The organism is Streptomyces sp. NPDC054765, from assembly GCF_053612065.1.
The window spans coordinates 99,358-124,430 of the sequence record NZ_JBSHBP010000014.1 but is presented as its reverse complement, the minus strand read 5'-3'; the positions used below and the strand labels follow the sequence as shown (position 1 = coordinate 124,430).

Sequence of the window (25,073 nt, the reverse complement as noted above, 5' to 3'; positions counted from 1 at the left end):
TCCTCCCTCCCGGTTCCCGCCGGCATCCGGCCGCCCGGAAGCCGGTCCCGCGGAGCACGTCGAAGGGGACGAGACGTGTCACGGATACCGTGTTCCTCTCGCGTAGCGGTAGGCACACAGCAGCAGCTCCTGAACGATCTCTGTCTCTGCCTCGTCCCGGGGGCCGTACACGAGCAGCGCTCCGTCACGGTCGGGCGGCGCGGCCCAGCCCCGGGCATGCACGTCCCAAGCGGTGACGGGCGAGAGGAACAGGTGCACGCTGCCGTCGTATATCGGGTGCAGATGGGCGAACTCGGTGCCGGCGAAGAACATGTGGGGCGGACCGAGGGCGAGCCAGTGGTCCAGGTGGAAGGCGCGACTGCCGGCTGGGCAGAAGAACGAGGCGCCGCTGCGCACACCGCGCAGGGCTGCAGTCGTCTTTTCGAGCAGGATGAGCTGGTCGGCCGGGGCGTTCTGGGTGAGCTGTTCCGCCGGAGGCCCCGTCACGACGCAGGGGGGTGGGCCTGCCCGCCGAGGCAGCGGCCACGACCCAGCCGTCACACCGATCCGCCCCCGGGTCGCGCGGATGCGGCGTGCCCGGTGCCCGCCGGGGCCAGGGGAAGATGGCTGTTGGCCCGTCGGGCCAGGTCTGCGTAGTCGGGCAGTTCCCTCACTTCCACCCCGGCCGCACGGAGCCGTTCGAGGCCGCTACAGCGGGAGACGAACAACTCGGGCTCCCGCCAGGCGATCACGACCCGCCCAATCCCCGCCGAGATGACCAACTCGGCGCACGGATGCGGCGCCGAAGCCCGCTCGCTGCACGGTTCGAGCGAGCAGTACAGCGTGGCGGTCTGCGGCTCCGTCCTGGGGGGAAGAGTGCGCAGTGTCGCCTCTTCGGCGTGGACCCGCGAGCCGTCCTGACGAGAGAAGCCGGAGGAGAGCACCGAGCCGTCCGCGGCCACCAACACCGCCCCCACCGAGTAGGCAGAGGCAGAGGGCGGACAGCGCCGGGACAGCTTGATGGCCTGCTCCAGCAGAGCACCGTCGTCCCGGCCGGGACGCAGCGCGCCCCCTGTGCACGAGGCCGTGGCTCGGTCGTAGGCCATCATGTCGCCCTCCGGTCCCCGGCGCGGTGGCAGCGGTAGGTCAGCAGGACCGAATCGTCCAGCACACGGGTTTCCAGCAACCGCATCCGCCGACCGGCCTGGGGGAAGACGCCGCTGCCGACGAAGCGGGGAGCCTCCGCCTCCCCGACGATCAGCGGCGCGATCGACAACTGGATTTCGTCGGCCGCGCCCGCGGCGAGAAAGGCGGTGTGGATGTGCTGGCCGCCCTCGACGAACAGCCTGCGAACCCCGCGTCCGCCCAAGTCGGCCAAAACAGCGGCTGGTTCGGGGCCTCCAGCGAGCGCTGCGACCTCCGCTAGGCCGCCCACACGCTCGCGCAGCCCGGCTGCGACGGCGGGCGGACAATACACCAGCGCCCGCCGGGAGCCGTTCCACAGGACCCGGTCTGCGGGCAAGTCGCCGCTCAGGGTCAGGACGACGGGGAGCGGATCGGCCGGAAGCCCTTGTTCCGCCCGGTCGGCCCCGCGTCGGGCGGAGACGCGCAGGCGCGGATCGTCCCTGCGCAGGGTCCCGGCTCCGATCAGGATGGCGTCGCACCTGGCGCGTTCCGCGTCCACCCGGTCCAGGTCGGCTCTGCTGGAGAGCACCAGGCGCTCGGGTCCCGTGCCGTCGATCTGGCCGTCCAGGGAGGACGCACAGCTCAGAATGGTGTAAGGCCGTTCGGTCATGGCCGGGCCGTTCCCTCGATGGGGCCGGGGACGGCGGGCGTCTCGGCGAGCCTGAACCCCATCGCATACATCGGCTTGTGGTACCAGCCGTGACGGCGCCGGCAGCGCGCGAGGTCGGCGTACCGGGTGAAGCTGCCGCCCCGTGCCACCCGGTAGGTGGAGCCCGCGCGGAGCAGGTCGTCTGCGACCGCGTTGCCACCAGGGTACGGACGGTAGTCGTCGGCAACGTACTCCTCGACGTTGCCCGCCATGTCGTCGGTGCCGAACGGGCCGCGACCCGCCGGGTGGACACCGACGGGAGTGGTGGTGATCAGTCCAGACTCGACCGTGTTGGCACGATCCTCCGCCATCCTGTCGCCCCACGGGTACGTGCGTCTCCCGGGGCCCGCAGCGGCGTACTCCCACTCGGCCTCAGTAGGAAGGCGGAAGGCCCGGCCCGTCCTGTCGGAGAGCCAGGAGGCATAGGCGTCGGCGTCCTCCGGCGCGACGGTCCACACCGGATGGTTGGCACGCTCGGCAGGGTATGCGCCGAACGTCCAGGATGACGGCGGAGGGGTGTTCGGACTTTCGAGGAGGAAGACACGGTATTCCAGGTTCGTCACTGGATAACGCGCCATGCGGAACGGCGCCAGATCCACCGAGTGGTCAGGCACCTCCTTGTCGATCCACTCGCGGACGACGCCAACGGCGGCGAACTTCGCGACGACCTCGTCGACCTGCTCCGCGGCCAGCCCGATCCTGGCGGCCCCGCCCGGGACGTCCACCATCTCGGGTGACCACACGTCGATCCGCGGGTCGCCCAGCAGGGCGAGCAGGCTTCCTGCGGCGAACCGAGTGAGGCGAGGCAATGCCGGATCGCCAGCCGTCACGGCAAGCTGTCGCGGTGTGTCGCCAGCCAGCCGGACGCATTCCGCCTGGAGCTCCGTACGGTCGACCCGGTCAACGAACGCCGCAGGCAACCCCATGGCCTCCCGCTCGCCGAGGTCGTTCGGGTTCGTGACGAGAGCGGACTTAGACATCGGCGCACCGCCGGAATCCGGGACGAGCACGGTCGGTGGGGTGGCAGGCCGCTGTGGCCAAGCAGTACGTCATCAGGCACTCTGCTCTTCCAGCTCGATGGTGTGCAGCGTCTTGCTGGCCTTGGCCGACAAGTAGGAGGAGTTGTGGCGGGTGCGGAAGACACCCGTGCGCATGATGGTCCGGACGCCGATGCCCAGCGCGCGCAACTGCGCAACCTTGTCGGGGTTGTTGGTCAGGAGATCGACCTCGGTGTGACCGAGGGCCCGGAGCATCTGCGCCGCCGAGGCGTAGTCACGCGGGTCGTCGCCGAGCCCGAGCGCCCGGTTCGCCTCGTATGTGTCCAGGCCACCGTCCTGGAGCCGGTAGGCGTCGAGCTTGTTGTAAAGCCCGATACCTCGGCCCTCCTGACGCAGATAGAGAAGAACGCCACCGCGCCGCGCGATGAGCTGCAGGGCCTCGCTGAGCTGCTGCCCGCAATCACAGCGCGCCGAGCCGAACAGATCCCCCGTCAGGCATTCCGAGTGCAGCCTGACCAGCGGCATCTCCTTCGGTTGACCGAGCCGCAGGGCCAAATGCTCCTTGTCGTCCGACAGCCCGTTGAAGGTCACCATCCTGGCGTCCAGCGGCACCCCGTGGCCGAAGGTGAGCGGTACGCCAACTTCGGCGCGCACGGTCGCGTGAGGTGTGCGGTCCGTGTCGAGCATCCCTATGACGTCATCCATTGCTTGTTCTCCTCGTGTGCGTGCGTGTGGGCCGGGACGCCGGAGCAGCCCCGTGTGCGCGGTGCCGCGACAGGACACATGCCGCCCCATATCGGCCTGCGTTTCAGACTCCGGTGGCGGCGTGTGGATGCCCGGCAGGAGCCAGGACGCCAAGGCCAGCCAGCATGGACTCGGTCATGCCGTCGAGGGCGGCCACGACGGCGGGTTCGGTGAACAGACCGCGCGGGTGCACCCGCTGGGTCGCGTTCCCGATGGCGACGACTGGGTGGTCTATCATCACCGCCCCGGCCCGTTCCAGCACGGCGCGCAGGCCCGGCTGGGCCTCCTCGCCTCCTCTCCGGCCGGGGGAGGCCGAGACGATCGCTGTCGGCCTGCTGGTGAGCGAGCTGTTCCCCCAGGGACGCGAGAGCCAGTCGAGCGCGTTCTTGAGCACCCCGGACATCGCGCCGTTGTACGAGGGCGTGCTGATGACGAGCGCGTCAGCCGCAATCACTAGCGTTCGTGCATCCGTCACGGCCTCGGGCAACGCCGTTTCGTCCTCGTCCACGTTCTGGTCGAAGTGGGGCAGGGTGCCCGGGTCGAGATACGCGGTCTCGAACTTTCCCCGGCGGCGGGAGAGGCACTCCTCCAGGGTGGCGAGCACGGCACGGTTCACCGACGCGGCGCGTACGCTCCCCGGCAAGAAGACAATTCTGGTCACGATTCTGCTCCTCGGCGTCGTCGACGCGGTGCGGGCGGCCCTTCTGGCCGGGAAGCAGAATCCGCGAGGGACCTCCCGCACGGATCCCTGCCGGTTCCCGCGGAACGACCGCTGGAACGAGGGCTGCACCAACGCTTGGAAGCTATGGGAAGAGATCGTGCCGCTCGGCTTCAAGGGCACCTACGGGATCGTCAGCGCCTACATCAGGAAAAGCGCATGTCACCGCAACCGGTGACGGCAAAGACACCGTCACCCCGAGCGGCCTCCAAGTGGATCCTCAGCCGCCCCGAAACCCTCACCGAAATCGAGCATTTGCGTCTCAAGATGGTCCCCGAATTAGAGGCCCTTACCGGACACGGGTGCTCACCGAGCGCCAGGGCGAACGGCTCCCGCAGTGGCTCGACGCCGTTCGGCAAGACGACCTTCCCAGCCTCCACACCCTCGCCACAGGCATCGACCACGACCGCCAAGCCGTCATCGCCGGCCTCACGCTTCCCTGGAGCTCGGGCGTCGTCGAAGGCCACGTCAAATGGTTCAAGATGCTCGGGCGTCAGATGTATGGCCGAGCCGGATTCCAACTCCTTCGCAGGCGAGTCCTACTGGGTTGACAGTCATTACCGCGTCGCAGGTGTCTGATGCGGGGCCATCGCTGTTTGTGGCGAAGAGGCAATCACGCCGACGGTCGCAGGCAACTCGGTCAGTTTGCAAGAACTCAGAACCGTGCGTCACGGTGAGTGCGTTGTACATGGTCATGGCGAACATATCGATACGCCCAGCAGAACTGAGCGACCTGGACAGGATCGTTGACGTGCACACACAAGCCCGTACCGCTTACTACCGAGCCGGCGGGCTGCCCGAGGCGGGCATCGATACCGCTGACGGGGCGGCGCATCGACGAGGGAGATGAGCACGTTCCATTGAATCGGGTGACAAGAGGGCCCTCTGTGCCCTTCACACCGGCGAAATGGCGGGCGTCGTAGCCATGGGGCCGCCTCTGTCACGGAGGCGGACACGGCAACTGTCGGCGAGCTCTATCAGATCCACGTCCTGCCAACCCACTGGGCACAGAGAATCGGCAGCCAACTACACGCGACATTCATCCAGTACCTGCACGAAGCAGCTCTGCCTATAGGGCAGGTGGAGGCGTGGTATCGGAATCACCGCGCTCAAGCCTTCTACCTCCAGCATGGATGGCGCCAAACGGACAACGGCGCCAGGGACCAGGCCACTCCAGCTACATACGCATGCGCCTCAACGCAGTGACAACTTGACCTTCAGCTCCCAGGCTCAGCCGTCACTCAGCGTAGGCCGACCACAAAACTTGAGCCAGAACCGAAACTCATCGACAAGCGCTGCTGCTGAACGTGAACGAAGCCGTGGAAAAGCCGGGCGATGTGCATGTAGGGCGAGCTGGCCCCGAGCTTCAGTGAGGCGACGCGTCCTGTCCGTCGCCTGCCGCGCCGGCCCGCGCCCGGGAGACGGCTACCGTCCCAGCGCCCGCCAGCGTGACGGCGGCACAGACCACCATCGCGGGGCGCGCTCCCCAGGCGTCGACGGCCCACCCAACGACGGGCCCGCCGACCGTGGTGCCGCCCGAGAAGGCCAGCGAATAGAGCCCCATGACGCGTCCCCGCATACCGGGCTCGACCGTCACCTGCACGGTCGCGTTGGCCGTCGTGTTGAAGATGATACTCACCAAGCCCAGCGCGACCAGCAGCACGAGGAACACGGCATACGCCGGGGCCACCGCCGCCAGTGCCTCCGCCACCGCGAAGGAGAGTGCGTAGGCAACCAGACGGGACTTCCCGCGGTCGCTAAGGCGTGCCGTGATCAACGCGCCTGCCACGGCACCGGCCCCGAGGGCCGCCGTCATGAAGGCGTACTGCCGCGCATCTGCATGGAACGGGCCGGCGGCGAAGCCAGCCAGCAGGGTGGGGAAGTTGTAGCCGAAGGTGCACACGCAGGCCACCAACGTGATGGGCCACAGCAGTTCCGGCCGCTGCCGCACGTGACGCAGTCCCTCCCACACACCACCTGGCGCCCGCCGCGCGGAGGATGCCTGCCCCGTACCGGCGCGCACTGCTAACAGGGTCCCCACCACCACGGCGTACGAGAGCGCGTTCACGGCGAAGGCCCATCCGATGCCGACCGCCGAGATGACTAGACCCGCGATGGAGGGGCCCACCAGCCGAGCGCTCTGGTAGTTGAGCGCGCCGAGGCTGACGGCGTTGCGCAGTAGCTCGGGGCCCGTCACCTCCGAGACGAATCCCTGGAGGGCAGGAGCGGAGAAGGCCCGCACCGATCCGGTCAGCAGCGCCAAAACGAAGACGAGGTACACCGTCACCGTGTCAGTCAGCACCAGCACCGCCAGTACTGCAGCGAACAGCCCCAGGAGTACCTGGCTGACGACGAGCAGCCGGCGGGTTGACCAGCGATCGGCGGCGGCTCCGCCCGCGAGGCTGAAGACCAGGACGGGCAGGAATTGCAGGGCCGTAGTGATGCCGACATCGAAGGTGTGACCGGTGAGCCTGAGCACCAGCCAGTCCTGCGCCACGAGCTGGGTCCACGTCCCCGTGTTGGAGACAAGCTGGCCGAGAAAGAAACGCCGGTAGTCCCGTTGGCGCAAGGCCGCGAACGCGCGGGTCTGCGCGGGCGAGGACGCCACCCGGTTGTCCCCGGCAGGGAACTTCGCAGTGGGAGTCAAAGTGCTACTCGATTCACATCGTGGGTTGTGGCTGTCTGCGAACGGTGTAGGGCGCGGCCCGCCCGGAGCTGGTCCGTGGCGGCGGTCAGGCCGGCCCCTTTCCGAGCGCCGCGCCACGCGGGCGGTCTTGGCGGGGCGGCTGCACTCGCTGCGGCGGCAGGCAACGCCCAGTCGCAAAGACCCGTCCGCCGGCCGGAACCTCCGAGGTGACAAGCGTGTGCGCGCCGATGAACGCGCCGTCCCCGATCCGCACCGGACCCAGCACAGACGCGCCCGTCCCCACGACCACCCCGTCCCCGAGGGTGGGGTGCCGCCGCCCCCCGGGCGGCCTGACGCGATCCCGCCACCAGCCCAGAGCACCGAGGGTGACCTGGTGGTACAGAGTGATGTCCGAGCCCAGGACGGCGTCTTCGCCGATGACCACGGCGGAGGCGTGGTCGATGAAGAGACCGCTGCCGATCCGGGCGCCGGGATGGATGTCACACCCCCCAGAGAGCGTGCGTCCCAACAGCGTCAGCGCCCGGGCCGTGCACCGGTTCCCCCGGACGTACAGGGGGTGGGCGAGCCGGTGCAGCCACAAGGCGGGCAGATAGGGCGCCATCATCGCTTCGGCCAGGCTGTGGACCGAGGGGTCGCGCTCGACCACCACCCGGAGATCGGCGAGCATCCTGCGCCGGAGCCGGGACAGCCAGCTTCGGCGCTTCACGCGACGGGCTCCCCGGCGTCGAGAGCCGCTGCCTGCTGCCACTCCTCGGGGGTCCCAGCGTCCGGCAGCACAGTGACCACGGTGGCGGAAGCCGGCAGCGAGGCGGCCACCTCACGGGCGGCGAGCCAGTTGGCCGCGGCCGAACTGCCGATGCGTACCCCGGTTAGCCGGTGGAACTCGGCCATGCCCGCCAAGGCCTGGGGCCAGGAGACCGTCCGGTGCTCGATCCGGTCGTCGTGGAGCGTGACGAACGGCTGGCGTATGCCATGCCCCATCCCGCCTGAACCGGCGTACTTCGGCAGTCCGTTGGGCTCGGCAGGACTTCCATAGGGCAGCTCCGCTGGTGAGACGCCGATGGCGCGCACCCCGGGGTGGGCCGCACGCAGCGCCCTGAGCACGCCGATGAGCGTGCCGCCGGTCCCGATCGAGGCCACCCAGGCCGCCGGGGACCTGCCGTCGAGCTGACGGAGGATCTCAGCGCCAGTGGTTGTCTCGTGCAGCAGGACGTTGACGGGGTTGCGGTGCTGGTAGAGCAAGGTCCACCGGTCGTCGGCAGTAGCGATCCGCAGGGCGTGGCGCACCACTTCGAGAAAGCCCTGCTGCTTGTCAACGAGGTCGACCCCAACCCCCCGTGCAGCGAGCAGTTCGAGGAGGCTGGGCGGGCTCGCGGACGACAGGACGAACCGAGCGGTGAGTCCCAGCTCCGCGCTGAGCAAGGACAGCGCGCGGGAGAGGTTGCCCCCGGAGTACTCCAGGACACGCAGTTCGCCGAGCGGCCGGTCCCCATGGTGCAGCAGGGCGTCTCCCAGCAGGGCGTAGGCGACCCGGTCCTTGATGGAGCCCGCGGGATTCTCCCACTCGCTCTTGCCGAGCAGCCGGGCGCCGTCGGGCACACCGGGGAGCTCCATCAAGGTGGTGTTGCCGAGGGCGGTGGCGAAGCGGCCGTAGGCGGGGTGCCGCCTCTCCACCTCCTTCAGGTCGAGTACGACGGCCTCGAGGTCCCTGGCGGAGAAAGGTGCCTCAAGTGGCTGGACTGCGACAGCAGGGGGCATCGGGCAACCTCACTCGGCGCGGGGTACGGCAATGACGGGGAGAAGCCTGCCGCGCCCCGGTTCCCTCTGCGGTCCCGCCGAGGTCCCCAGCTCCCGCCGCCCGGCGGGAGGACATGGGGAACACTGCGGGAACCTCCCTGAGCACTGTGCTTATCACCACAAGCACGTGCCGGGCCCGGCACCGCCAGCACCTGCGGACGCCCCGAAGCGGTGTGCCATCGCCACCCGCGCCCGTCCCGCTCGGTGTGACGGCGCGTACCGCACCTCAGGAAAGGACCCCATGATCGAGAAAGTGGACACCCCACCGCTCAAGCCGGATGTGTACCCGTCGGTTCTGGCCGAGGACTTCGCCACCCGGTACACGGAAGGCCGGGACTCCTGGACGGCCGAACCGGCGATGCAGCACGCGGTGCGAAACCTGGTCCTCGCGCTCGGCGACCACCCTGGACGACACATCCTCGACGTGGGCACGGGCCACGGCAGGGACGCGGCCGAACTGCTGCGGGCCGGTCACCGGGTGACCGGAATCGACCTGGTGCCCAGTCCGCAGTGGGCGGAGGTCCGCTCCGCCTGGGGGGACAGGGCCAGGTTCTTGACGACCGATCTGCTGAGCTTTCCAGACGACGTCGTCTACGACGCCGTGCTCGACAACGGGTGTATGCACCATCAGCACCCCGATCTGTACGGAGCCTACATCGGGCGACTGTGGCAGGCGGTCCGTTCGGGCGGGCTGCTCCTCGTTTCCGTCTTCGGCGCCAGGGAGGCGCAGGGCGCGACCTATCTGAGCAACGACCGCCGGCTGTGCCGCGAGTTCACCGAGGACGAACTCAGCGCACTGTTCGGGCGGCACGGTTTCACGCTCACCACTTGCCGAAGCGTTCCGCGGGCTCTCCCCGGTCGGCACTACCTGCTGGCGACGTTCCGCCGAGACGAGGTCAGGCCGTGAGTTACATCGTGATTGTGGAGCACCAGTCGTGGCGGGCTTTCGAACTGGTCCGCGTCGCGTCCGCGGCGGGGCACGAGGTGGCCTTCGTCACGAGCGATCTCCCGTGGTACCTCAAGGGCAGGCCCGCCGAGGAGACCGATCTGGTCCTGGCGGATCACGTGCGGGAAGTGCCCGACACTGCCGACCCGGAACGGCTGTGGGAGGCTCTGCAACCTCTGGTCGCTGCGCGGCGGCCGGACGTCGTGCTGAGCGTGAGCGAGAAGCACACTCTGGCGGTGAGCAGAGTCGCACAGCGGCTGGGTATCAGGCACACCTCACTCCATGCGCTGCGCCTGCTCGGCGACAAGTACGTCTGCCGGCAGCGGCTCGCCGAGGCGGGACTGCCCCCGGTCCGCTGCCGTCTGGCCACCGACCTCCCGGGTGCAGTGGAGGCCGCGGAGCAACTCGGCTACCCCGTGGTGGTCAAGCCCGTGGACGGCTCGGGTTCGGTGAACGTGAGCGTCGCCACCGCCCCGGAGGAGGTCCGCTTCTGCGCCGGGCCCATTCTCGGCCAGCGCAGTTACGGACGCTCCACCGTGGCGCAGCGCAAGGTCCTCGTCGAGGAATTCCTCACAGGTGAGCTGGTGAGTTGCGAGACCTTCTCCGCGGGCGGCGAGCATTTGGTCCTCGGCATCACCGACCGGGACGTGACGCCGTTGCCCCACCAGGTTGAACTCGGCGGCTGCTTCCCGGTACCGCATCCACAGGCTGACGACATCGACGCGACTTGCCGCGCCGCGCTTGACGCTGTCGGCTTTGACTTCGGTGCCGCGCACACCGAGATCATGCTCACGCCGGACGGGCCGCGCGTGATCGAGATCAACGGACGCCTCGCCGGCGGGCTCATGCCCTACGTCCAGAGTGCGGCGCTCCAGCGCAACGTCTACCGCGACCTCATCGACCTGTTCCTGCACGGCTCTCTGCCGCCCGTGCGGCCCACCGGCCGCATCGCCTGCATTAAGGCACTGACCGCGGACCGGCCGGGCGAACTCCGCGCGGTGGAGGCGAGTGCCCTGCGCACGACGGACGGCGTGGTCGACTACGAGATCTGGCAGGCGACCGGCACCCAGGTCAGGCCACCGCAGCACAATCGTGACCGCTACGGCTCGGTGATCACCCTGGCCGACACCGCCGAGGACGCGCGACGCCTCGCGGCCGATGTCATCGCCACCACCAGGCTCGTGATAGCGGGGACCCTCGCGTGAGCGCGAGCCCCGGCGGAAGGAACCGCCAGTGAACACCGACGCCCGTCCTCATCTGATCGTTGTGGGCAGCGGCATGCAGGCCCACCGCGAGTACTCCTTCGCCAGCCTCGTGGACCACTGCCGTGTCTCCGCCGTCCTCGCCGGGGAACCCACGTGGCAGCGGCGCCACCTCGACGGCTTCGCCGTGGTCGACCTGACCGACGCGCAGGCGGTTACCGCCGCGGCCGCCACCCTCGCCCGCTCCTCCGCCGGAGGCCGGACGCCGCCCGGGACCGGTATCCTGACCTGGGACGAAACCCTGATCGGCGTCACCGCACAGGCCGCGCGAGAACTCGGGCTGCCCCATGTGGCGGTTGAGGCTGCGGCACGCTGCAGGGACAAGTACCTGGCAAGGACGGCACTCGCGGAGGCGGGCCTGCCCGCGGTGGGCCACCGTCTTGTGACGTCGGCCGAGGAGGCGGTGCGGGCCGCGGAGGAGCTCGGCTTCCCCGTCGTCGTCAAGCCCCGTTCCCTCGCCTTCGGCATCGGTGTCACGCGCGCCGACGACGTCTCCGCCGTCCGGGCCGCTTTCCGGCACACCATGGGGACGGAGCTGGGGAACGTCTCGGCCCAGGAGAGCTGGCTGGTCGAGGAATTCCTCAATGGGCCCGAGATCAGTGTGGACAGCGTGGTTGTGGACGGGCACGTTGAGTGCGTCCTGCTGGCCAGGAAGCAGCTGGCCTATGCGCCCTGCTTCGAAGAGGTCGGCCACGTCGTCACGGGCTTTCCGCGTGAACCGTGGGCCGACCACGTCCACGACTTCGTGACGCGAGCCCATCACGCTCTCGGCATCGATCGCGCGGTCACCCATGCGGAGATCAGGCTGACCGCAATGGGCCCGAGGCTCGTCGAACTGAACGGGCGCCTCAGCGGCGGCTTCATCCCCTGGGCCGGCCGCCTTGCCAGCGGCGTCGATCTGGTACGGGCCGCGGCCGATGTGGCACTCGGGCGGCTCCCGGACCTTGCCCCGACCGGCGGGGCGACGGCGGCGATCCGCCATGTGTACCCACCCAGCGACTCCGTGCTGAACTCAGTGGACCTAACCGAGGCCGCCCAGGTGCCCGGAATTGCCGGGGCGATCGCACTCGCCACACCGGGCACCCGACTGCTGCTTCCTCCCAGGGGCGTCATCCCCCGCATCGCCTCGCTCATCGCGCTCGGCGTGGACGAAGCGGAATGCACCCGGGCGCTGGACAAGGCCGAACAGGTGATGATGACGGACCTCACGGCACTCACCACAGTGTCGGCGTGATCGTCTGGCGCGGACGGCTGAAGTGACGGGACGCCAGGCACCACGAAGCCACCCACGAGATCCCCACGTTCCCGCGTACGTGCCGGATCGTTTCCCGGACGCGGGCAACGGGAGCCGCCGCGCTTCCATTCATCCTCGGTCGATCCTCATCGTGACTGAGCGCTGCAGTTGGCCCATTAGCCACTGTGGTAGGCCCGTTGAGCGTCGTGGTTGGCCCGGCATGGCGGCAGGCGCGCTTCTGACCTGCGGAGTCGTCACCCAAGGGACGCAAGGCCGTGAGGTGGCCGCTACGTCCACCGACGTCTGATCCGGCGCTCGGCCGACGGTGCCGCAACGCAGCGCCGGTCTCAGGTCGTAGGGCCAAAGCCCGATTCGGCCCCTGGTGGGCGCGTGCCACCATCGCTCTATGTCTCACTCCTGGCCCAGCCACCTTGAGGTAGGAGCGGTCCGCTTCGCCCGGCCGACCGCGAAGTACGACGACGTTCTGGTCTTCTACCACGACGTCCTCGGCTTGCCTGTACTCGCCGAATGGCGCGGCCATCACGGCTACGACGGCATCGTCCTCGGCCTGCCCGGCACCCCGGTGCACATGGAGCTCCTGCAACATGGCGACCCACCCCGCATCCCCGAGCCGCACCCAGAGAACCAGTTGGTGCTCTACCTCCGCGGCCCCGAAGCCGTCGCCGTCGCCTCCCAACGGCTCGCCGAGCACGGGCACAGCCCAGTCCCCGCAGCGAACCCCTACTGGCCAGAACGCGGCGCCGTCCTCTTCAAGGACCCGGACGGCTGGCTGGTCGTACTGGCGCCCTGGGTCTTCGGCGAAGAGCCTCCACCGGCCAGCTAAGCGAAGGATAACGAGACCTTGCGCCGAGTGCAGCGCCGTCATGCCGGGCCAACCACAGCGCTAAAGGACCACCTGTAGCGCTCAGCCGCATCCGGGCTGGCCGGAGCCTCCCCGCCCCGGGCCACGACTTCACTCGATCGGACGAAAAGCTCGTGGGGTGGCTGACGGCAGGGTTCGGCTGGCCAGCGGCGACGCGGGTCCGGAGGAACAACCCCGTTGCCCGGACGCCTCGTTCGGCCCCCTGATGGGCTCGTGAGTTCTTCCGCACTCTCCCCGCCCGTCGCCGCTGCGGGCCAGCCGCCGGTCATGCGCCGGGCCTCCGATCGGCACGTCGAGGCGAGCGTCACCCTGTCCACGTGGGCGATGGCGCGCCGTCTCCCATGCACCCTCGCCCAAGGCCAGGCTCGGCCGGCACACCGACCGTCGCGCCGTTGTGGCCCTGCTCGGGTGCCAGATCAGTGCTGCCGTGCTCACCGCGACGACGCTCGCGGCCACCACCCGCATGCTGGCCGCCGTGTTCACCGGTCCCGACATCGCCGCCGGGCTGCGCGACAACTTGACCGCCGTGGTGGTGCTCGCCGTCACCGCTTCCGCCCGCTACCTGCTGGACGCTTGCGCCCGCGCCGCCGCGTCCTGGCTGGTGCCGAAGGCCGTACGCGAGGCTGATCTTGAGGTCATCATCGCTGCCGCTGCCGCTGCCGCCGAGCTCGTGGCGTACGAGGACCCCGACTTCGAGGACGCCCACGCCGCGGCCTCCGAACGGGGCGGAGAAGACTGGCGAGCTTGTCCTCGCCGCTCAGCTGCTGACCTCGGCTGCCGCGCCGATGGCTGCCGCGGCAACGGTCGTCAGGATGCTGCCCCTGCTCGTCGCCTTGGTCCTCCCGTGTGCGTGGGGCGCCGTGCGCGGGGCCCGGATCGAGCACGCCGCCCACCACCGCAATCTCGCCGACTCCCGATTCTGCTCCGTCTTCCGCCCCTACACCACCGAGCGGGATACCGCCGGTGAGGTCCGGGCGGGCACCATGGCCGGGTGCCGGGCGTCAACCCAGCTCCCTGCGCCCGGTTGACGTGAGGTCATCACAGCGCAGATGTGCCGGCCTGACAGGGCAAGGCGCGCCCGCCGGGAGAGCCGGTGCAGTACTCCGCCCGCCAGATCGTGTGAATACTCGACTATCACACGAAGTAGCGAGAATACGGTCACATTCGCTGCTCTTCACTCAGCACGTCGTTGACCGGTCGGCACACACATCCGCCGGCCGAATGGCCTGGCGACCTCCGACAACAGAGCAGGGGGCAACCGTGGGACGGGCGAAGAAGAACAAGCCGCGCCGCACACCGAATCAGCCGCACCACGCCAGCCAGCACCAGCGCACTCAGGCGGCCAGCACACAGATCGCCTGGACGCCGCTGAAGCAGGCGTGTGGCTGCGTTGTGGACTGGGGATGGGCAAGCGACACGGCTGACCCGATGACGTTCATGGACTGGGTCGTCAGCCGGCTCACCGTGCCATGCCCCTGGCACGCCACTCCCGAGGCCGGAGTATCCGGCGCCGACTTGCCGCACGAGCTGATCGTGCAGCCCCGCGGCACTGACGTGCTGCTGCACGCCCGCAAGGCTTCGGGACCCCACGTGGAGCTGGGTGCCGAACTCGCTGATCGACTCGATCGCGTGCTGGACAAGGCGCGGCAGGGGGATTCCGTGCTCCTCGACGATGCGCCGACCGGATTCCGCAGCTGGCTGATCGCCTCGACTCCCCATCCCGCCCAGGCATGGCTTGAGCATGAACTGACCGAGATCATCCTCAACCAGGGCCGCTCTACGCTGCCCCGGGAACTGCTGGAGCGCCTTCCCGAGCAGCTGCTGTCGCCGCCGGCCCGCCCGCAGCCCGACAGCGCCGCCTGCAACGTCTGCTCGTTCTCCGCCGCCACCGGTGGCCTGCTCTGTACGTGCGGACACGACTGGTCGTGCCACCCCGGAGACGTCGCCCTGGGAGAGCCGTGCTCGCACTGTGCCTGCCCGGACATGCAGCACACCTGACCTCCGCCTCCGCCGCCCGCTCGCAAAGGACCAGCACCGTGAACACCGTTCCCACACCAGCCGTCTGCCTGCACGCAGACGACTCCGGCGCCACTTCCGTCTTCTCCGCGTGGGATCTCATTTCAAGAGGCCGCCCGTGCACCCGCACATCCGTGCCTGGGCGGATGGCCGGCTCACCACTCCAGCCTGCTGAACGCACCGGTCTCCCGCGTCGGACTCATCACCCTGGCTGACCTGCTGATTTCCTCCGGCAGTGACCTGGAAGACGGAATTCTGCACCGGGAACGCCGTGGTGCCGAAGGCGTTGTCATCGTCCAGACGGCCTGCCGAATCCGGCGGTTCCGCCTGGTGCAGGACCACAAGCCCTGGGCGCGGCAGCTGTGCGAGCAGCCCGGGTGCTCGCAGGAACTCGACATGTACAGGACTCGGTGCGACCCACACATGGAGGCTGCAGGTGCCCAGGCTGTCCGCGAAGAGACCGACTTGTTCGCTCAGGGCCTGCGCCTGGACCGAGACATCGAGGACTATTGCCGGACCGAGCAGATGCGGCGGCTGATGAAGGGCGCAGTCGCGGCGGGCATGCCGGCGGCGGAGCACGCACGGTATTTCGCGAAGCGCCTCCACCTGGCCGACGCCGACGGTGCGGAGGACTGGGAATACGTCGAACACGAGCACGACATCAACGCCGACCAGGAACGTCTGCTGTGTCACGTCCGACATGACCGCGGCGTCTTGCCGGCCAGGGCTGGCCAAGGCGCTGCGCGCCGAATCGGTCCCCTCGACCCGCTCCAGCTTCCCGGCTCTCCGGGCAACTTGAGGCTGGACTTCTCCTGCACCTCCGACGCTCTGCCGTCCCGTACGTCCGAGGACGTTCAGTGCTGGCATGTGGGCGTGCGCCACCGTTTGCCGGACTCCGGCGGGGCGTGGGAGGAGCGTGACTTGGGACAAGTCGGCCAGCTGGTGCTGCTGAGGGCTGGATGGGGCCAAGACCCCCACCTGCTGGGCTCCGCGGCAGACGGAGAGTTCAGTGCCGCCTACACCGCGGAGATGCTCTTCGACGCCTGGGATGATCCGGGTAGCCCGATCCACAAGTTGGGTCTTGGCTCGGACGGCGATGTGCTGCTCCTGCTCACGGTGGAGCTGGACCCAAGGTGGCGGGGCTTCGGGCTGGGTGCCCTCCTGGCCAGGAAGGCCCTGGAGGTGCTCGGTATGGGATGCCGCGTGATCGCCGCACGCGTCGATGACACGGAGTCCCCTGGAGGTCGCATGGCGCGCGCCGTGGGATTCCACTCGGTCGGCGGGTCGCTGGCCGTCCTTGACGGTGTCCAGGACGGTCAGGACGAGCGGAGGCAGCAGCGGATGTGTCATGGGAATCTTCTGCTGGCGCTGTCCAACCCGGGGCGCAGCGACCAGCCACCGTTTTGATGGTGCACCCTCGATGGTCAGGCCCGGGCCCACGGACCGGGCCTGACCATCGCTGCGGCGAGGGCCACGCGCCGTCCGGCATGGCTCACAGCACCAGTGGATCGTCGTCGAATCGGCCCACGAGCTGGTTGTCGAGGAGTTCGGCGGTGATGGCTTCGATGCCGGTCTCGATGGCTTCCTGGGCGGTCTGGCAGACGAGATAGGACAGTGGTTTCATGTAGCCGCCGGTGCGCCGGTGCAGGTGCGCGGCGAGCTTGAGAAGGTCCCCCGGGGTGTGCTGGTGCAGGCGCAGGTCCTCGTCGAGTGCCTTGAGGACTTCGTGGAACAGCTCGTAGTCGTCGGTGCTGTAGGGGATCGGGTTGACCGCCAGGGTGGGGATGCCCCCCGATCCGCCACCCGGTGAGCTGGGCCGTTTGCCGCGCCGGGCTGCGTTGATGATCTCGCGGGAGCCGGGCCCGCAGTAGACGAAGGATACGTTGCACTCGGCGGCGAGGTAGCCGAAGTAGTCGAAGGCTGTCTTGAGTTCGGAGTTGTCCAGCCGGTCGATGCCGTCGACGAGGACCAGGCGGGTGCCGCAGGTCTTCATGACGTGGCAGATGGGTCCGGTCATGTCGATGCTGCGCTGGCCGCTCTCGGGGTCTTTGGTGTGCTTGTGGCCGAGGTACTCGGCGAAGGGGATTGACATGTCCAGCTTGCTGCTGGGGGCCAGTGGGGTGTTGATGTGGATCACCGGGATGCGCTTCGGATCCGGCGGCAGCTGGTCGCGGAGGATGCCCTCGAAGACCCGGCCGATCTGGCGCAGGACGGTAGTCATCCCGGTCTCACCCGGCCCGTCGATGACCAGGTGCAGTGGGCCTTCGCTGCGGGGGCTGCTGGCCAGCCACAGGCGCCGGGCGACGGCGACTGCCCTCTTCAGGGCTGGTGTCTGCACGGTGCGCATCGTGGCGTGGTAGCGGATGCGCGGATCGTCATTTGGGGGCACAGAGCCGGGAGGGGGACAGGCGGCAAGGTCAGGAGGTACGACGACACGGTCCATCTGGGCCTGCCAGCCGCGGCGTGTCGTCGCCGGCAGGAACAGGTCGGAGTCGGGGCCGGTGGGGTGGAAGGTCACGGTGGGGTGTCCTTGGCGGGATGCGGCCGTCGATGAGACGCGGCTTCGCCGACGGGGGAGCGACGAGTATCAGATGCCTGCCTGCGGATCGCCGGCGTCCCCGGGGTGCCCGACGGCGCCCGACCGGGAGAGGCCCTCGGGCCGCGGGAAGCGAGCGGGAGGCAGGCACAGCTGGCGCAGGTCGACATCCATACTGGGCAGGCTGGTGATGCGCTGGTAGTCGGGTGCAGGGATACCGCGGTAGGGGTCTTCGGTGGGCTGCGGGCTGACGGTCATCCCGCGGTCGACAGGCGCCGGCTGCGGCATGACGGTGTGGGACGGGCCGCGGCCGGCGCGCTCCAGCAAGGTGCGCACCACGCGGGCGATGGCGGCCTCATCCCGGGTGCTGCCGCCCTTGTCCAGGTGGGCAGCGGTGGCCTGGTCCCACACGTGCTCGCTCCACTCGTCGCCGATCAGGCGCTGGTAGACGAATTCGGCTTCCGCCCAGGTGCCGTTGCGGTGGTCCTGGAGCCACACCTTCTCCGGCTGGTGGGGGTGGTAGCGCACCGGCCACCGCTGTCCCTTGCCCGGCCAGCCCGAAGGGGTGTTGCGGTAGGGACTGACGGCGCGGCTGTCGTAGGTGCGGTTGTTCAGACGGAGCCCCTTGTCGGTGACCTTCACCCAGGCGGTGGGCAGTAGCCGCAGCCGGTCCTCGGCGCTCAGCCGGACGGGAACATAGCCGCTGCTGGCGACGTGCGCGGCGAACATCTGGTTAGGGGTACGCGGCGGCATTGACGGCAGGAACGGGTTGCGCAGTTCCTCGTGCGGCCGCTGCTGCCATCCCACTGCGATCCACTGCTGCAGGAAGTCGTTGATCTGGTCCACACGCCACAGCCGCTCGGCGGCGACGTTCTTGCCGCGATGATGGAGGTCTTTGCCGGTGTAGCCGGGCAGGAACTGGCTGAAGAGGGTTTTGAGCGAGCCGAAGGTCCGCTCGATGATCGCTTTGTGGGTGGGGGAGTTGTAGCAGGCGGGGCGTACGGAGATGCCCAGCTGGGCGCAGGCGTCCATGAAGGCCCGGCCGGCGAACACCTTGCCGTTGTCCATGACGATCATCTCCGGGATGATTACAGGCCGGGCGGTCGCACCCTGCATGCGCTCGTCGGCCTCGACGAGCTGCGCATAGGGCAGGTCAGACGCTTTCGCGCCGGCCTTGGGCGACCAGTGGGGGCGCATCGGCTGTGGCGTGCACATCTCGGCCAGGAGCAGTAGCGCGTCCACGGCCTTGGTGGCCCGCCCACCGTGGCGGCGGGAACGGGATCCGGTTTTGGTGCCGCTGGACTTGGGCCGGATGACCGCGGCGAGAATCGTCCGGCTGACGACGTCGATGGCCGCGGTCAGTTCCAAAGAGACGACCCGTCCGGTCTCATCCACACCCAGCACGTCCAGCGGGGTCGTGTCGATCTGCACCTGCTCGCCCGGAGTGGTCGCCATCGCCAGGGTGAACGGCGGCTCCGGACGATGGCTGCCGCTGCCCTGGCGGCCGGTTTCCCTGCCGCACAGGATTCCCAGCCGGTCCAGCAGCCGGTAGAACGTCGCCCGGGAGGGCATCAGCTGTTCCGCCTTCTTCTTGAACTTCCTCACACACGCTCTCCTCAGCAGCTCAAACAGCCGTGACCTGGTCCCCACGGACCGCTTCTTGTGCCGCTGGTGCACCTTCCACAGCAGCTTCACCACTTGCTCGTCGACGCGGCCGCGCGTACTCGGGCCGCGCACCCGCCGCTTGTCGACCAGCCCCCACACGCCCTGCGCCAGCCAGGCCAGCCGCTTGCGCTCCACCGTCGCCGCCGACACCCGGTGGTGTGCCGCGCTCAGCTCGGAGGCCTTGGTCTCGTAGCGCTGCCGCAGCGTGGTGCGTTCGGGGTCGTAGCACGGGCGCGGCGCGGAGCCGGGCGCGGCGAAGCCGGGCAGTCCCGTGTGCACTTCCAGCACATGGTCCAGCCAGAACTCCGCCTTCTCCCGGGCCTTGTCCGACAGCCCCTCCAGCACCGCCGCGCCACCCAGGCCCTGGCCCACGCCCCCAGGAGCCGCGCCCGCAGCGGTGTCGTCCGATCCGGCGCCGGATGTATCCAGCACAGCGAAGCCGGATGAGCGGGACAGCGCATCCAGCAGCACGACGGCGTCCTCACCGTCGGCATGCTGGCTGAGCAGATGCACGCTGCCACCCTGCAGCGCCGTCACCAGGTAGGTCTGACCGCGCCAGCGCACGGCGTTGCCCACGGTCACGACAGCCGGCCGTGCCGACGCATGCGCCGCCATCAGCACGCCCCCTCAGGCGACCACACCAGGGAGCGGGCGGGCACGAACGGCGCGCTCCAGTCGATGAGCAACTCGCGCCTCCAGATCAGATGCAGCCCTCTGGCCACGGTGACCAGCTCGGGCAGCCCACTGGCCGCCACCCCGTCGCTCAGCGGGCGCGGCCGGGAAAACACCTCGTGCAGCACCCGCGTCGTGTCCGCATCCGCCAGCCGCACATGCCGCCACCGCGACAACCGCTGGAGGTTGCGGGCCACCACCGCATCCGCCATGCCCTCGTCCACCCGCACCTGCCAGCCCGCCTGCTGCCCGGCCGCCTCAAGCAACTTCAGTGTCGCCGCCCACCGCTCTGACGTGCCATCACCGGGCCGGCACACCAGCAGCCGGGCCTGCCCGCCCTCCAACCTGGCGAAGAAGTCCGGCACATAGCCCTCGCCGCCGCCCGCCCAGCTCAGCCGCACCGGCCAGGACGCAAATGTCACCACCTCGGGGTCGGCCTCCAGCGACAGCGCCGCCTCCAAAGCGCCCAAGGTGGCGCACCCGGCATGCCGGGTGCGGTCGGCCAGATGCCACCAGGTGGCGATCGCACGCTTGCCCTGGTAGCGCTCCGGCTGCCACACCGGCTCGTGTTCCTCCAGCGCTTCCCCGCGCAGCTCCCGCACTGGCCGCTCCAGCAGTCGGCCGGCTCGGGAACGCACCTGCGCCCACACAAGATCACGCACAACGACAACCCATCTCAGGACATTACGAACACCGCTCCCATCGAACCGATGCGGGCGATGCCGAACACCCTGTCGGGCCGCTCCGCAGTCAGAAAAGCCATTCACGCCTAACGTGCTCGAACGAGCGAGCGCATGCAGGGAGACCGTGCGCCCCTCGATCGCCAGAACGAAGACTGCATCGGAGGCCGTCCCACCTGCACCAATGCGTGATCGCGGTGGCGCGTACAGGGGGCGCAAGGCAACTCCGGCCGCGCGCATCCCTCGACCGACTGAACATCTGTACGTGCCGCCTGTCGTATCGCAGCAGGTCGGCCCTCCTGTGGCGCCGTAATGAAACGCTTTTGCGCTTTCCGTACGAGACGTGGGATTGGGGCATGCTGCGCTGCCAAGCGCACCCGTCGGACCGCGGCGGGCACATCGCAGGGCAGGTAGTCAGCACCCCAGGGGAGCCAGGCACGTGGACGGGCTGTTCGGTCTCGACGAACTCATCGGCAGTACAGGGCAGCCGTCCGACGGCCTGCCGGACCCCGCCGAATGGCACAGAATCCGCCAGGAGTCCAAGCTTTCCCTGCACCAAGTGGCCGACGCCTGCGGCGTGAGCGAGACCACGGTCCGTGCCTGGGAGGAGGGCCGCACCACGCCGCGAGGGCAGAACGCGGTCATCTACCGCCACCTCCTCAACGCCCTGAGCGGGCGGCTGACCGCCACGCCGGTGCCGCAGCCGCCGGCCGCCGAGGCACCCGACTGGGCCGCCCTGGGCGCTCTTCGGCACGAACTGCCCACCCAGGCAGCGACCAGGGCCCCGTGCTGGCGCTGCCAGCAGCCGACGGCCCAACGGGTAGGGAAGCGCCCTCAGCACCTGGGCACCCGCTGTCCCACTCCCACCACAGCCCAACCCACACCCACCACGTACCAGCCCCCGCCAACCGTCTCCGCTCGCGCTGCGCAGCCGGCAGCACCGGCTGCCGCCGCACCGTCGCTTCCGATGCCCCCGCCCCGCAGCCCGCACCCGCCGGTCGCTGTCTCCGCCCGCCTCGCCTATCCGCCCCTTGGTAGCCGGAAGACCACCCACGGCCCCCTCGCCGTGCTCGATGCCGCGCCCCAGGGACTGACAGCACATCTCGCCGACGCCGGCACCCGCTCCTGCACGGCCGGTGACCTGCCCGCGCTGCTGGCCTGGACGCTGCGCCAGGGTTTCGGCGCAGCCCCCCTGCGCCCCGAAGCCCTGCCCGCCGGGCCGCTGTTGGTGCTCACTCCCTCAGCTCTCGCCCGCCTGGACTTGCCCGCCACCGTCCCGAGCGGCCCGCAGCGCCATCCCCGCAGTGACCACCCGCTGCTGCGCCAGATCCGCGCCGTCGGCTGGCAGACCGACCCTGGCGGCCTCGGCTCTTGGATGCGTCTGCACCCCAGTACCGGAGACCCGGCCTGCGACAGCATCCACCTCGCCATCACCGACTGGGGTGCCCTCCACCACGACACGTGGAACATGCCCACCGACCTCGATGCCAGCCAACTCGCCAACCTGCTAGGCCAGTACACCTCCCTGCTGCGCACCCCCCTGGGCGAACCGGGCGCATGCGGGCATCAGCTCATGAGCGACCTGCGCCCCGCCCCACACCGTCACACCACCATGCGCACTCAGGCGGCCTCCGGCGTACGCGGAGCGCTGACCCAAGTCGTCGACCCGGCCCCCTGCGAGGCCCCGTCAGGCCACCAACTCGCCGACGGCCGCCCCGCACAGGACACGATCGCCGACACCGACATCCACTGGTGGCGGCCGCCGACCGCGGACGAAGCCGCCCGCCCGTACGTGGTGTGCCTGGCCGTGAACCTGCTCCACCTGGCCGGCTGCAACGCGATCCGCGTCACCAACGGCCCCGCCCACCACGTCAGTTATCCCGCGTTCGACCGCAAAATGCCCGGTAGCTGGCTCGTCGATCTCTCGTCCGTGCCCCACCACCCGCTCATGCCCCCGCCCTTCGCCGGCAGCGGCCCGGCCTGGCACACCACTCCCGCCCTCGCCTATGCCGCCGCCCGCCAGGCACAGCCCCAACCGGTGGAAGGCTGGCTGCGCCCCGCCCCGGCCGTCCCCTACCTCGACCCCTGGTACCGGTGCATCCGCCTGGCCCGCCTCGCCGTCCTCGAACGCCTCGGCATCACCGAGCACATGGACACCCCCGACCTCCTGGCGGCCCTGCACAACCTGCCGCACGCCGACCCCGGCCAACGCGCCCTGCTGCACGCCATCCACGCCACCGCCGAAGACGCTTTCACCGCGCTGGCCCAGCCACCCACCCAGCCCGACCAGATGGCCCTGACCTCCTGGCCCACCCCCGACAAACCCACCTGGCGCCCCGACCTGCTCGCCGCCGTCCACGCCAACGCCCGCGCCAACCTGCACCGCAAGCTGGGCCTGAGCGCCCGGGACGGCTACTTCCCGCTCGCCATCGCCGGCGACCACGTCCTCTTCGCCACCCACACCCCGCACCTCAGCGAGATCACCGACCAGCCCAACAGCGGCTTCACCATCGGCATCGCCCCCGGCCACGTCCGGCCCGTCGCGACCCACCCCATGCACTGGCTCAAAGACCGCGTCGCCGAGGGCACCAACGCCGCCCAGCTGCTGAAGGACACCTGCCCCTCATGGTGACCCCTCCTCGCCCCACCACTACTGCCCCCGCCCGACCCGACGACCTCGGACACCAGCAGTCCTGCCGCTCACTCCAGGCCGGTCACAGCCTGGCCCAGCCGCCACTCCAGACACGAGGCGTCCTCCAAAGCCCCTCGCTCGGGCAGCGCCCGGTGCGGCTGCATGGGCTCAAGCCGCTGCGAGAGATAGCCGGGCGGCGGAGGCTGCTGCGCGAGCCGGGCCACCACCGGCGCGGTGATGCGGTGCAGCAGCGTCCACTCACGCAGCATCCGGTAGCCGGCCTGCTCCATCCCATCCGGCATGCCCAGCCGCTCACCCACGAAGGCAATCCAGCGCCGCGACACCCATCCCGGCTCCCCGTTGCCGAAGTCCCGCCCCCAGCGCCGCTGCCGCTCGTACACGGCCATCGCCTCAGCGACGACGACGGCCTCCGGGTAGACCACCAGCGGAACCGACCACAGCTGCCGCCCCTCGCCCAGCACCCGTTCGCGCTGTGCCCACACGGTCTCCGCACCCATCTGACGGCTCTGCCACCAGCACGCGCACACCTGCACGGCATCAGCCAGCAACGCCCGCGCATAGGGACCGACCCGCTGCCGCAGCCGCACCCATCGCCGATGCGCTTTCACCACCGGCTCCAGACCAGCCAGGCCCACCTGCGAAGGACCGCCGCCGGAGGCCTCGCGCAGCCAGCGGCCGTGGCGCACACACACCTGCCAGCGCTCACCGCTGGCCAGCCACACCGGAGCCACCACGTCGTCCCGCCGCGCCAGACACATCGCACACGGCTCCAGCACCGACCACTGCGGGACCCACGCAGCGACCCGGACCAACTGCCGCGCACTGCAGCCCGCCGAAACCTCCAGCGTGGGCAGCGCTCGGCGCAGATCCTGCGGCGTCCGCCAGGCCATGACAGCCAGCCGGTCCACGGCCTGCTCGTGCAAGAACACCTCGTGCACACACGGATCCATCTCCTGCGGCCGCCCCCGGACTCCCACCTCGCGCAGCACATCGCCCACCGGCACGCCGTTGATCCGCGCCAGGCGCTGGACGAACGACCCCGTCGACTCGCCCGGCACTGGCTCCAGTCCCACCGGCCTCGGCGCTGCCTCCTCCACCGCCCGCCCCACACACCTTCCACCCGCACGCGTCCGTCTCTCGCCCGGACAACGATGCGGGCACGCCACCGGCAACGCGGCCGCCACCTCCCAGGAGACCCGCACCGTGCCACCGACGAACACTTCAGTCGCTCATGCACTCGACATCGCCGACCAGCGGCACTGGACCCGCCGGCCTCCCGCCCGGCCCGCCGCCCGCCTGCGCCACCTCCTGCACACCCAAGCGGCCCATCTCCTGGCTCCCCGCCTGTTCGCCTACCCCCAAGCCCTCATCCGCTGGGCCGACGGCGACACCAGCGACCTCACCCCCACCCACGCCACCCTCATCGAGCACGAGATCTACCGCACCTGGCAACCCCAGGTGCGCCGCCGCGCACACCAACAGATCCTCGAGCACGACGGCTGCGTCACCGTCCAACTCCACGCCCGCTTCAGCTTCACCACCGCCAGCGGCGAGTTCCACGACCCCCGCCTGCGCCGCCTGACTGAGGACCTGCCCGCCCTGCACGCCCGCTGCCTCTTCGACGCCTGCCACCGCGACGCCATCGAAGAGGACCTGCGCCGCATCCTCGCCGACGGCATTGGCGAGGCCTACTTCTTCCGCGCCCTGCCCCCCGACCAGCAGCAGGCCGCCGTGACCATCACCGATCTGCACGCCGTCCAATTCCACTACTGACCCCCGGCGACCACCACCTCCAACCCTTCAGGAGCA

At 69.8% G+C, this 25,073-nt stretch carries 26 protein-coding genes; 11 read left to right on the top strand and 15 right to left on the bottom strand.

Annotated features, from left to right (window positions below):
- Positions 1–78 precede the first annotated feature (78 nt).
- The 6 genes from ACWGJY_RS12255 to ACWGJY_RS12230 form a co-directional block, all read right to left on the bottom strand.
- Complete coding sequence (locus tag ACWGJY_RS12255) at positions 79–486, bottom strand: luciferase domain-containing protein (protein ID WP_453260704.1); 408 nt, start codon at positions 484–486, stop codon at positions 79–81.
- 50 nt (positions 487–536) lie between these two features.
- Positions 537–1,088, bottom strand: coding sequence for a dCMP deaminase (locus ACWGJY_RS12250; RefSeq protein ID WP_453260703.1), 552 nt, complete (start codon positions 1,086–1,088; stop codon positions 537–539).
- A complete protein-coding gene (locus ACWGJY_RS12245) occupies positions 1,085–1,774 on the bottom strand; it encodes a RibD family protein (protein ID WP_453260702.1) in 690 nt (229 codons plus the stop codon). The genes ACWGJY_RS12250 and ACWGJY_RS12245 overlap by 4 nt, the downstream gene beginning before the upstream one ends.
- Positions 1,771–2,793 carry a formylglycine-generating enzyme family protein gene (locus ACWGJY_RS12240; RefSeq protein WP_453260701.1) on the bottom strand — a complete coding sequence of 341 codons (1,023 nt, stop codon included), beginning with the start codon at positions 2,791–2,793 and terminating at the stop codon, positions 1,771–1,773. The genes ACWGJY_RS12245 and ACWGJY_RS12240 overlap by 4 nt, the downstream gene beginning before the upstream one ends.
- 72 nt (positions 2,794–2,865) lie before the next feature.
- Positions 2,866–3,516 (bottom strand): GTP cyclohydrolase II, encoded by a 651-nt coding sequence (locus ACWGJY_RS12235; RefSeq protein WP_453260700.1) that lies wholly within the window; start codon positions 3,514–3,516, stop codon positions 2,866–2,868.
- 103 nt (positions 3,517–3,619) lie between these two features.
- Complete coding sequence (locus ACWGJY_RS12230) at positions 3,620–4,171, bottom strand: NADPH-dependent FMN reductase (RefSeq protein ID WP_453260699.1); 552 nt, start codon at positions 4,169–4,171, stop codon at positions 3,620–3,622.
- Here ACWGJY_RS12230 and ACWGJY_RS12225 point away from each other — a divergent pair.
- Entirely contained in the window at positions 4,149–4,451 is a 303-nt protein-coding gene (locus ACWGJY_RS12225; RefSeq protein WP_453260698.1) for a hypothetical protein, read from the top strand. The two genes, ACWGJY_RS12230 and ACWGJY_RS12225, sit on opposite strands and share 23 nt — an antisense overlap.
- Here the strand turns inward: ACWGJY_RS12225 and ACWGJY_RS12220 are convergent.
- The gene (locus tag ACWGJY_RS12220; RefSeq protein ID WP_453260724.1) at positions 4,420–4,740 is read right to left on the bottom strand and encodes a hypothetical protein; all 321 of its coding nucleotides are present in this window, start codon (positions 4,738–4,740) and stop codon (positions 4,420–4,422) included. The two genes, ACWGJY_RS12225 and ACWGJY_RS12220, sit on opposite strands and share 32 nt — an antisense overlap.
- 418 nt (positions 4,741–5,158) lie before the next feature.
- Here ACWGJY_RS12220 and ACWGJY_RS12215 point away from each other — a divergent pair, with 418 nt between their 5' ends.
- Entirely contained in the window at positions 5,159–5,479 is a 321-nt protein-coding gene (locus ACWGJY_RS12215) for a GNAT family N-acetyltransferase (RefSeq protein ID WP_453260722.1), read from the top strand.
- A 160-nt stretch (positions 5,480–5,639) separates the two neighbouring features.
- Here ACWGJY_RS12215 and ACWGJY_RS12210 read toward each other — a convergent pair whose 3' ends face one another.
- From ACWGJY_RS12210 to ACWGJY_RS12200, 3 genes are all read right to left on the bottom strand, one after another.
- Positions 5,640–6,881, bottom strand: a complete 1,242-nt coding sequence (locus ACWGJY_RS12210) for an MFS transporter (protein ID WP_453260697.1) — start codon at positions 6,879–6,881, stop codon at positions 5,640–5,642.
- 124 nt (positions 6,882–7,005) lie between these two features.
- A complete protein-coding gene (locus tag ACWGJY_RS12205) occupies positions 7,006–7,626 on the bottom strand; it encodes a serine O-acetyltransferase (protein WP_453260696.1) in 621 nt (206 codons plus the stop codon).
- Entirely contained in the window at positions 7,623–8,678 is a 1,056-nt protein-coding gene (locus ACWGJY_RS12200; RefSeq protein WP_453260695.1) for a PLP-dependent cysteine synthase family protein, read from the bottom strand. The genes ACWGJY_RS12205 and ACWGJY_RS12200 overlap by 4 nt, the downstream gene beginning before the upstream one ends.
- A 280-nt stretch (positions 8,679–8,958) precedes the next feature.
- Here ACWGJY_RS12200 and ACWGJY_RS12195 point away from each other — a divergent pair, with 280 nt between their 5' ends.
- The 4 genes from ACWGJY_RS12195 (at position 8,959) to ACWGJY_RS12180 (ending at position 13,003) form a co-directional block, all read left to right on the top strand.
- The gene (locus ACWGJY_RS12195; RefSeq protein WP_453260694.1) at positions 8,959–9,624 is read left to right on the top strand and encodes an SAM-dependent methyltransferase; all 666 of its coding nucleotides are present in this window, start codon (positions 8,959–8,961) and stop codon (positions 9,622–9,624) included.
- The gene (locus tag ACWGJY_RS12190) at positions 9,621–10,868 is read left to right on the top strand and encodes an ATP-grasp domain-containing protein (protein WP_453260693.1); all 1,248 of its coding nucleotides are present in this window, start codon (positions 9,621–9,623) and stop codon (positions 10,866–10,868) included. The genes ACWGJY_RS12195 and ACWGJY_RS12190 overlap by 4 nt, the downstream gene beginning before the upstream one ends.
- A 28-nt stretch (positions 10,869–10,896) precedes the next feature.
- Entirely contained in the window at positions 10,897–12,159 is a 1,263-nt protein-coding gene (locus ACWGJY_RS12185) for an ATP-grasp domain-containing protein (RefSeq protein ID WP_453260692.1), read from the top strand.
- A gap of 406 nt (positions 12,160–12,565) precedes the next feature.
- Positions 12,566–13,003 (top strand): VOC family protein, encoded by a 438-nt coding sequence (locus ACWGJY_RS12180; RefSeq protein ID WP_453260691.1) that lies wholly within the window; start codon positions 12,566–12,568, stop codon positions 13,001–13,003.
- Positions 13,004–13,346: 343 nt separating this feature from the next.
- Here the strand turns inward: ACWGJY_RS12180 and ACWGJY_RS12175 are convergent, their stop codons facing one another.
- Positions 13,347–13,748, bottom strand: a complete 402-nt coding sequence (locus ACWGJY_RS12175) for a hypothetical protein (RefSeq protein ID WP_453260690.1) — start codon at positions 13,746–13,748, stop codon at positions 13,347–13,349.
- 79 nt (positions 13,749–13,827) lie between these two features.
- Here ACWGJY_RS12175 and ACWGJY_RS12170 point away from each other — a divergent pair, with 79 nt between their 5' ends.
- From ACWGJY_RS12170 to ACWGJY_RS12160, 3 genes are all read left to right on the top strand, one after another.
- Entirely contained in the window at positions 13,828–14,070 is a 243-nt protein-coding gene (locus tag ACWGJY_RS12170; RefSeq protein ID WP_453260689.1) for a hypothetical protein, read from the top strand.
- A 232-nt stretch (positions 14,071–14,302) separates the two neighbouring features.
- Positions 14,303–15,040, top strand: coding sequence for a hypothetical protein (locus ACWGJY_RS12165; RefSeq protein WP_453260688.1), 738 nt, complete (start codon positions 14,303–14,305; stop codon positions 15,038–15,040).
- Positions 15,041–15,481: 441 nt separating this feature from the next.
- Entirely contained in the window at positions 15,482–16,465 is a 984-nt protein-coding gene (locus ACWGJY_RS12160; protein ID WP_453260687.1) for a hypothetical protein, read from the top strand.
- An 85-nt stretch (positions 16,466–16,550) separates the two neighbouring features.
- On the opposite strand, the gene ACWGJY_RS12155 is transcribed toward ACWGJY_RS12160, so the two are convergent.
- From ACWGJY_RS12155 to ACWGJY_RS12145, 3 genes are all read right to left on the bottom strand, one after another.
- Positions 16,551–17,576 (bottom strand): TniB family NTP-binding protein, encoded by a 1,026-nt coding sequence (locus ACWGJY_RS12155; protein WP_453260686.1) that lies wholly within the window; start codon positions 17,574–17,576, stop codon positions 16,551–16,553.
- Positions 17,577–17,645: 69 nt separating this feature from the next.
- Complete coding sequence (locus ACWGJY_RS12150; protein WP_453260685.1) at positions 17,646–19,874, bottom strand: Mu transposase C-terminal domain-containing protein; 2,229 nt, start codon at positions 19,872–19,874, stop codon at positions 17,646–17,648.
- Positions 19,874–20,593, bottom strand: a complete 720-nt coding sequence (locus ACWGJY_RS12145) for a TnsA-like heteromeric transposase endonuclease subunit (protein ID WP_453260684.1) — start codon at positions 20,591–20,593, stop codon at positions 19,874–19,876. The genes ACWGJY_RS12150 and ACWGJY_RS12145 overlap by 1 nt, the downstream gene beginning before the upstream one ends.
- Positions 20,594–21,050: 457 nt before the next feature.
- On the opposite strand from ACWGJY_RS12145, the gene ACWGJY_RS12140 reads away from it, so the two are divergent.
- Positions 21,051–23,243, top strand: coding sequence for a helix-turn-helix domain-containing protein (locus tag ACWGJY_RS12140; protein ID WP_453260683.1), 2,193 nt, complete (start codon positions 21,051–21,053; stop codon positions 23,241–23,243).
- A 68-nt stretch (positions 23,244–23,311) separates the two neighbouring features.
- Here ACWGJY_RS12140 and ACWGJY_RS12135 read toward each other — a convergent pair whose 3' ends face one another.
- Positions 23,312–24,337: a TniQ family protein gene (locus tag ACWGJY_RS12135; RefSeq protein WP_453260682.1), complete on the bottom strand. Its 1,026-nt coding sequence runs from the start codon at positions 24,335–24,337 to the stop codon at positions 23,312–23,314.
- 130 nt (positions 24,338–24,467) lie between these two features.
- On the opposite strand from ACWGJY_RS12135, the gene tpg reads away from it, so the two are divergent.
- Positions 24,468–25,037, top strand: coding sequence for a telomere-protecting terminal protein Tpg (gene tpg / locus ACWGJY_RS12130; protein ID WP_453260681.1), 570 nt, complete (start codon positions 24,468–24,470; stop codon positions 25,035–25,037).
- The last annotated feature ends 36 nt before the right edge of the window (positions 25,038–25,073 follow it).

Coding starts and splice junctions, on each gene's coding strand:
- ACWGJY_RS12160 (WP_453260687.1), top strand. CDS start 15,482: ATGGAGGCTGCAGGTGCCCAGGCTGTCCGCGAAGAGACCGACTTGTTC.
- ACWGJY_RS12235 (WP_453260700.1), bottom strand. CDS start 3,516: ATGGATGACGTCATAGGGATGCTCGACACGGACCGCACACCTCACGCG.
- ACWGJY_RS12240 (WP_453260701.1), bottom strand. CDS start 2,793: ATGTCTAAGTCCGCTCTCGTCACGAACCCGAACGACCTCGGCGAGCGG.
- ACWGJY_RS12150 (WP_453260685.1), bottom strand. CDS start 19,874: ATGGCGGCGCATGCGTCGGCACGGCCGGCTGTCGTGACCGTGGGCAAC.
- ACWGJY_RS12180 (WP_453260691.1), top strand. CDS start 12,566: ATGTCTCACTCCTGGCCCAGCCACCTTGAGGTAGGAGCGGTCCGCTTC.
- ACWGJY_RS12200 (WP_453260695.1), bottom strand. CDS start 8,678: ATGCCCCCTGCTGTCGCAGTCCAGCCACTTGAGGCACCTTTCTCCGCC.
- ACWGJY_RS12170 (WP_453260689.1), top strand. CDS start 13,828: ATGGCTGCCGCGGCAACGGTCGTCAGGATGCTGCCCCTGCTCGTCGCC.
- ACWGJY_RS12250 (WP_453260703.1), bottom strand. CDS start 1,088: ATGATGGCCTACGACCGAGCCACGGCCTCGTGCACAGGGGGCGCGCTG.
- ACWGJY_RS12245 (WP_453260702.1), bottom strand. CDS start 1,774: ATGACCGAACGGCCTTACACCATTCTGAGCTGTGCGTCCTCCCTGGAC.
- ACWGJY_RS12195 (WP_453260694.1), top strand. CDS start 8,959: ATGATCGAGAAAGTGGACACCCCACCGCTCAAGCCGGATGTGTACCCG.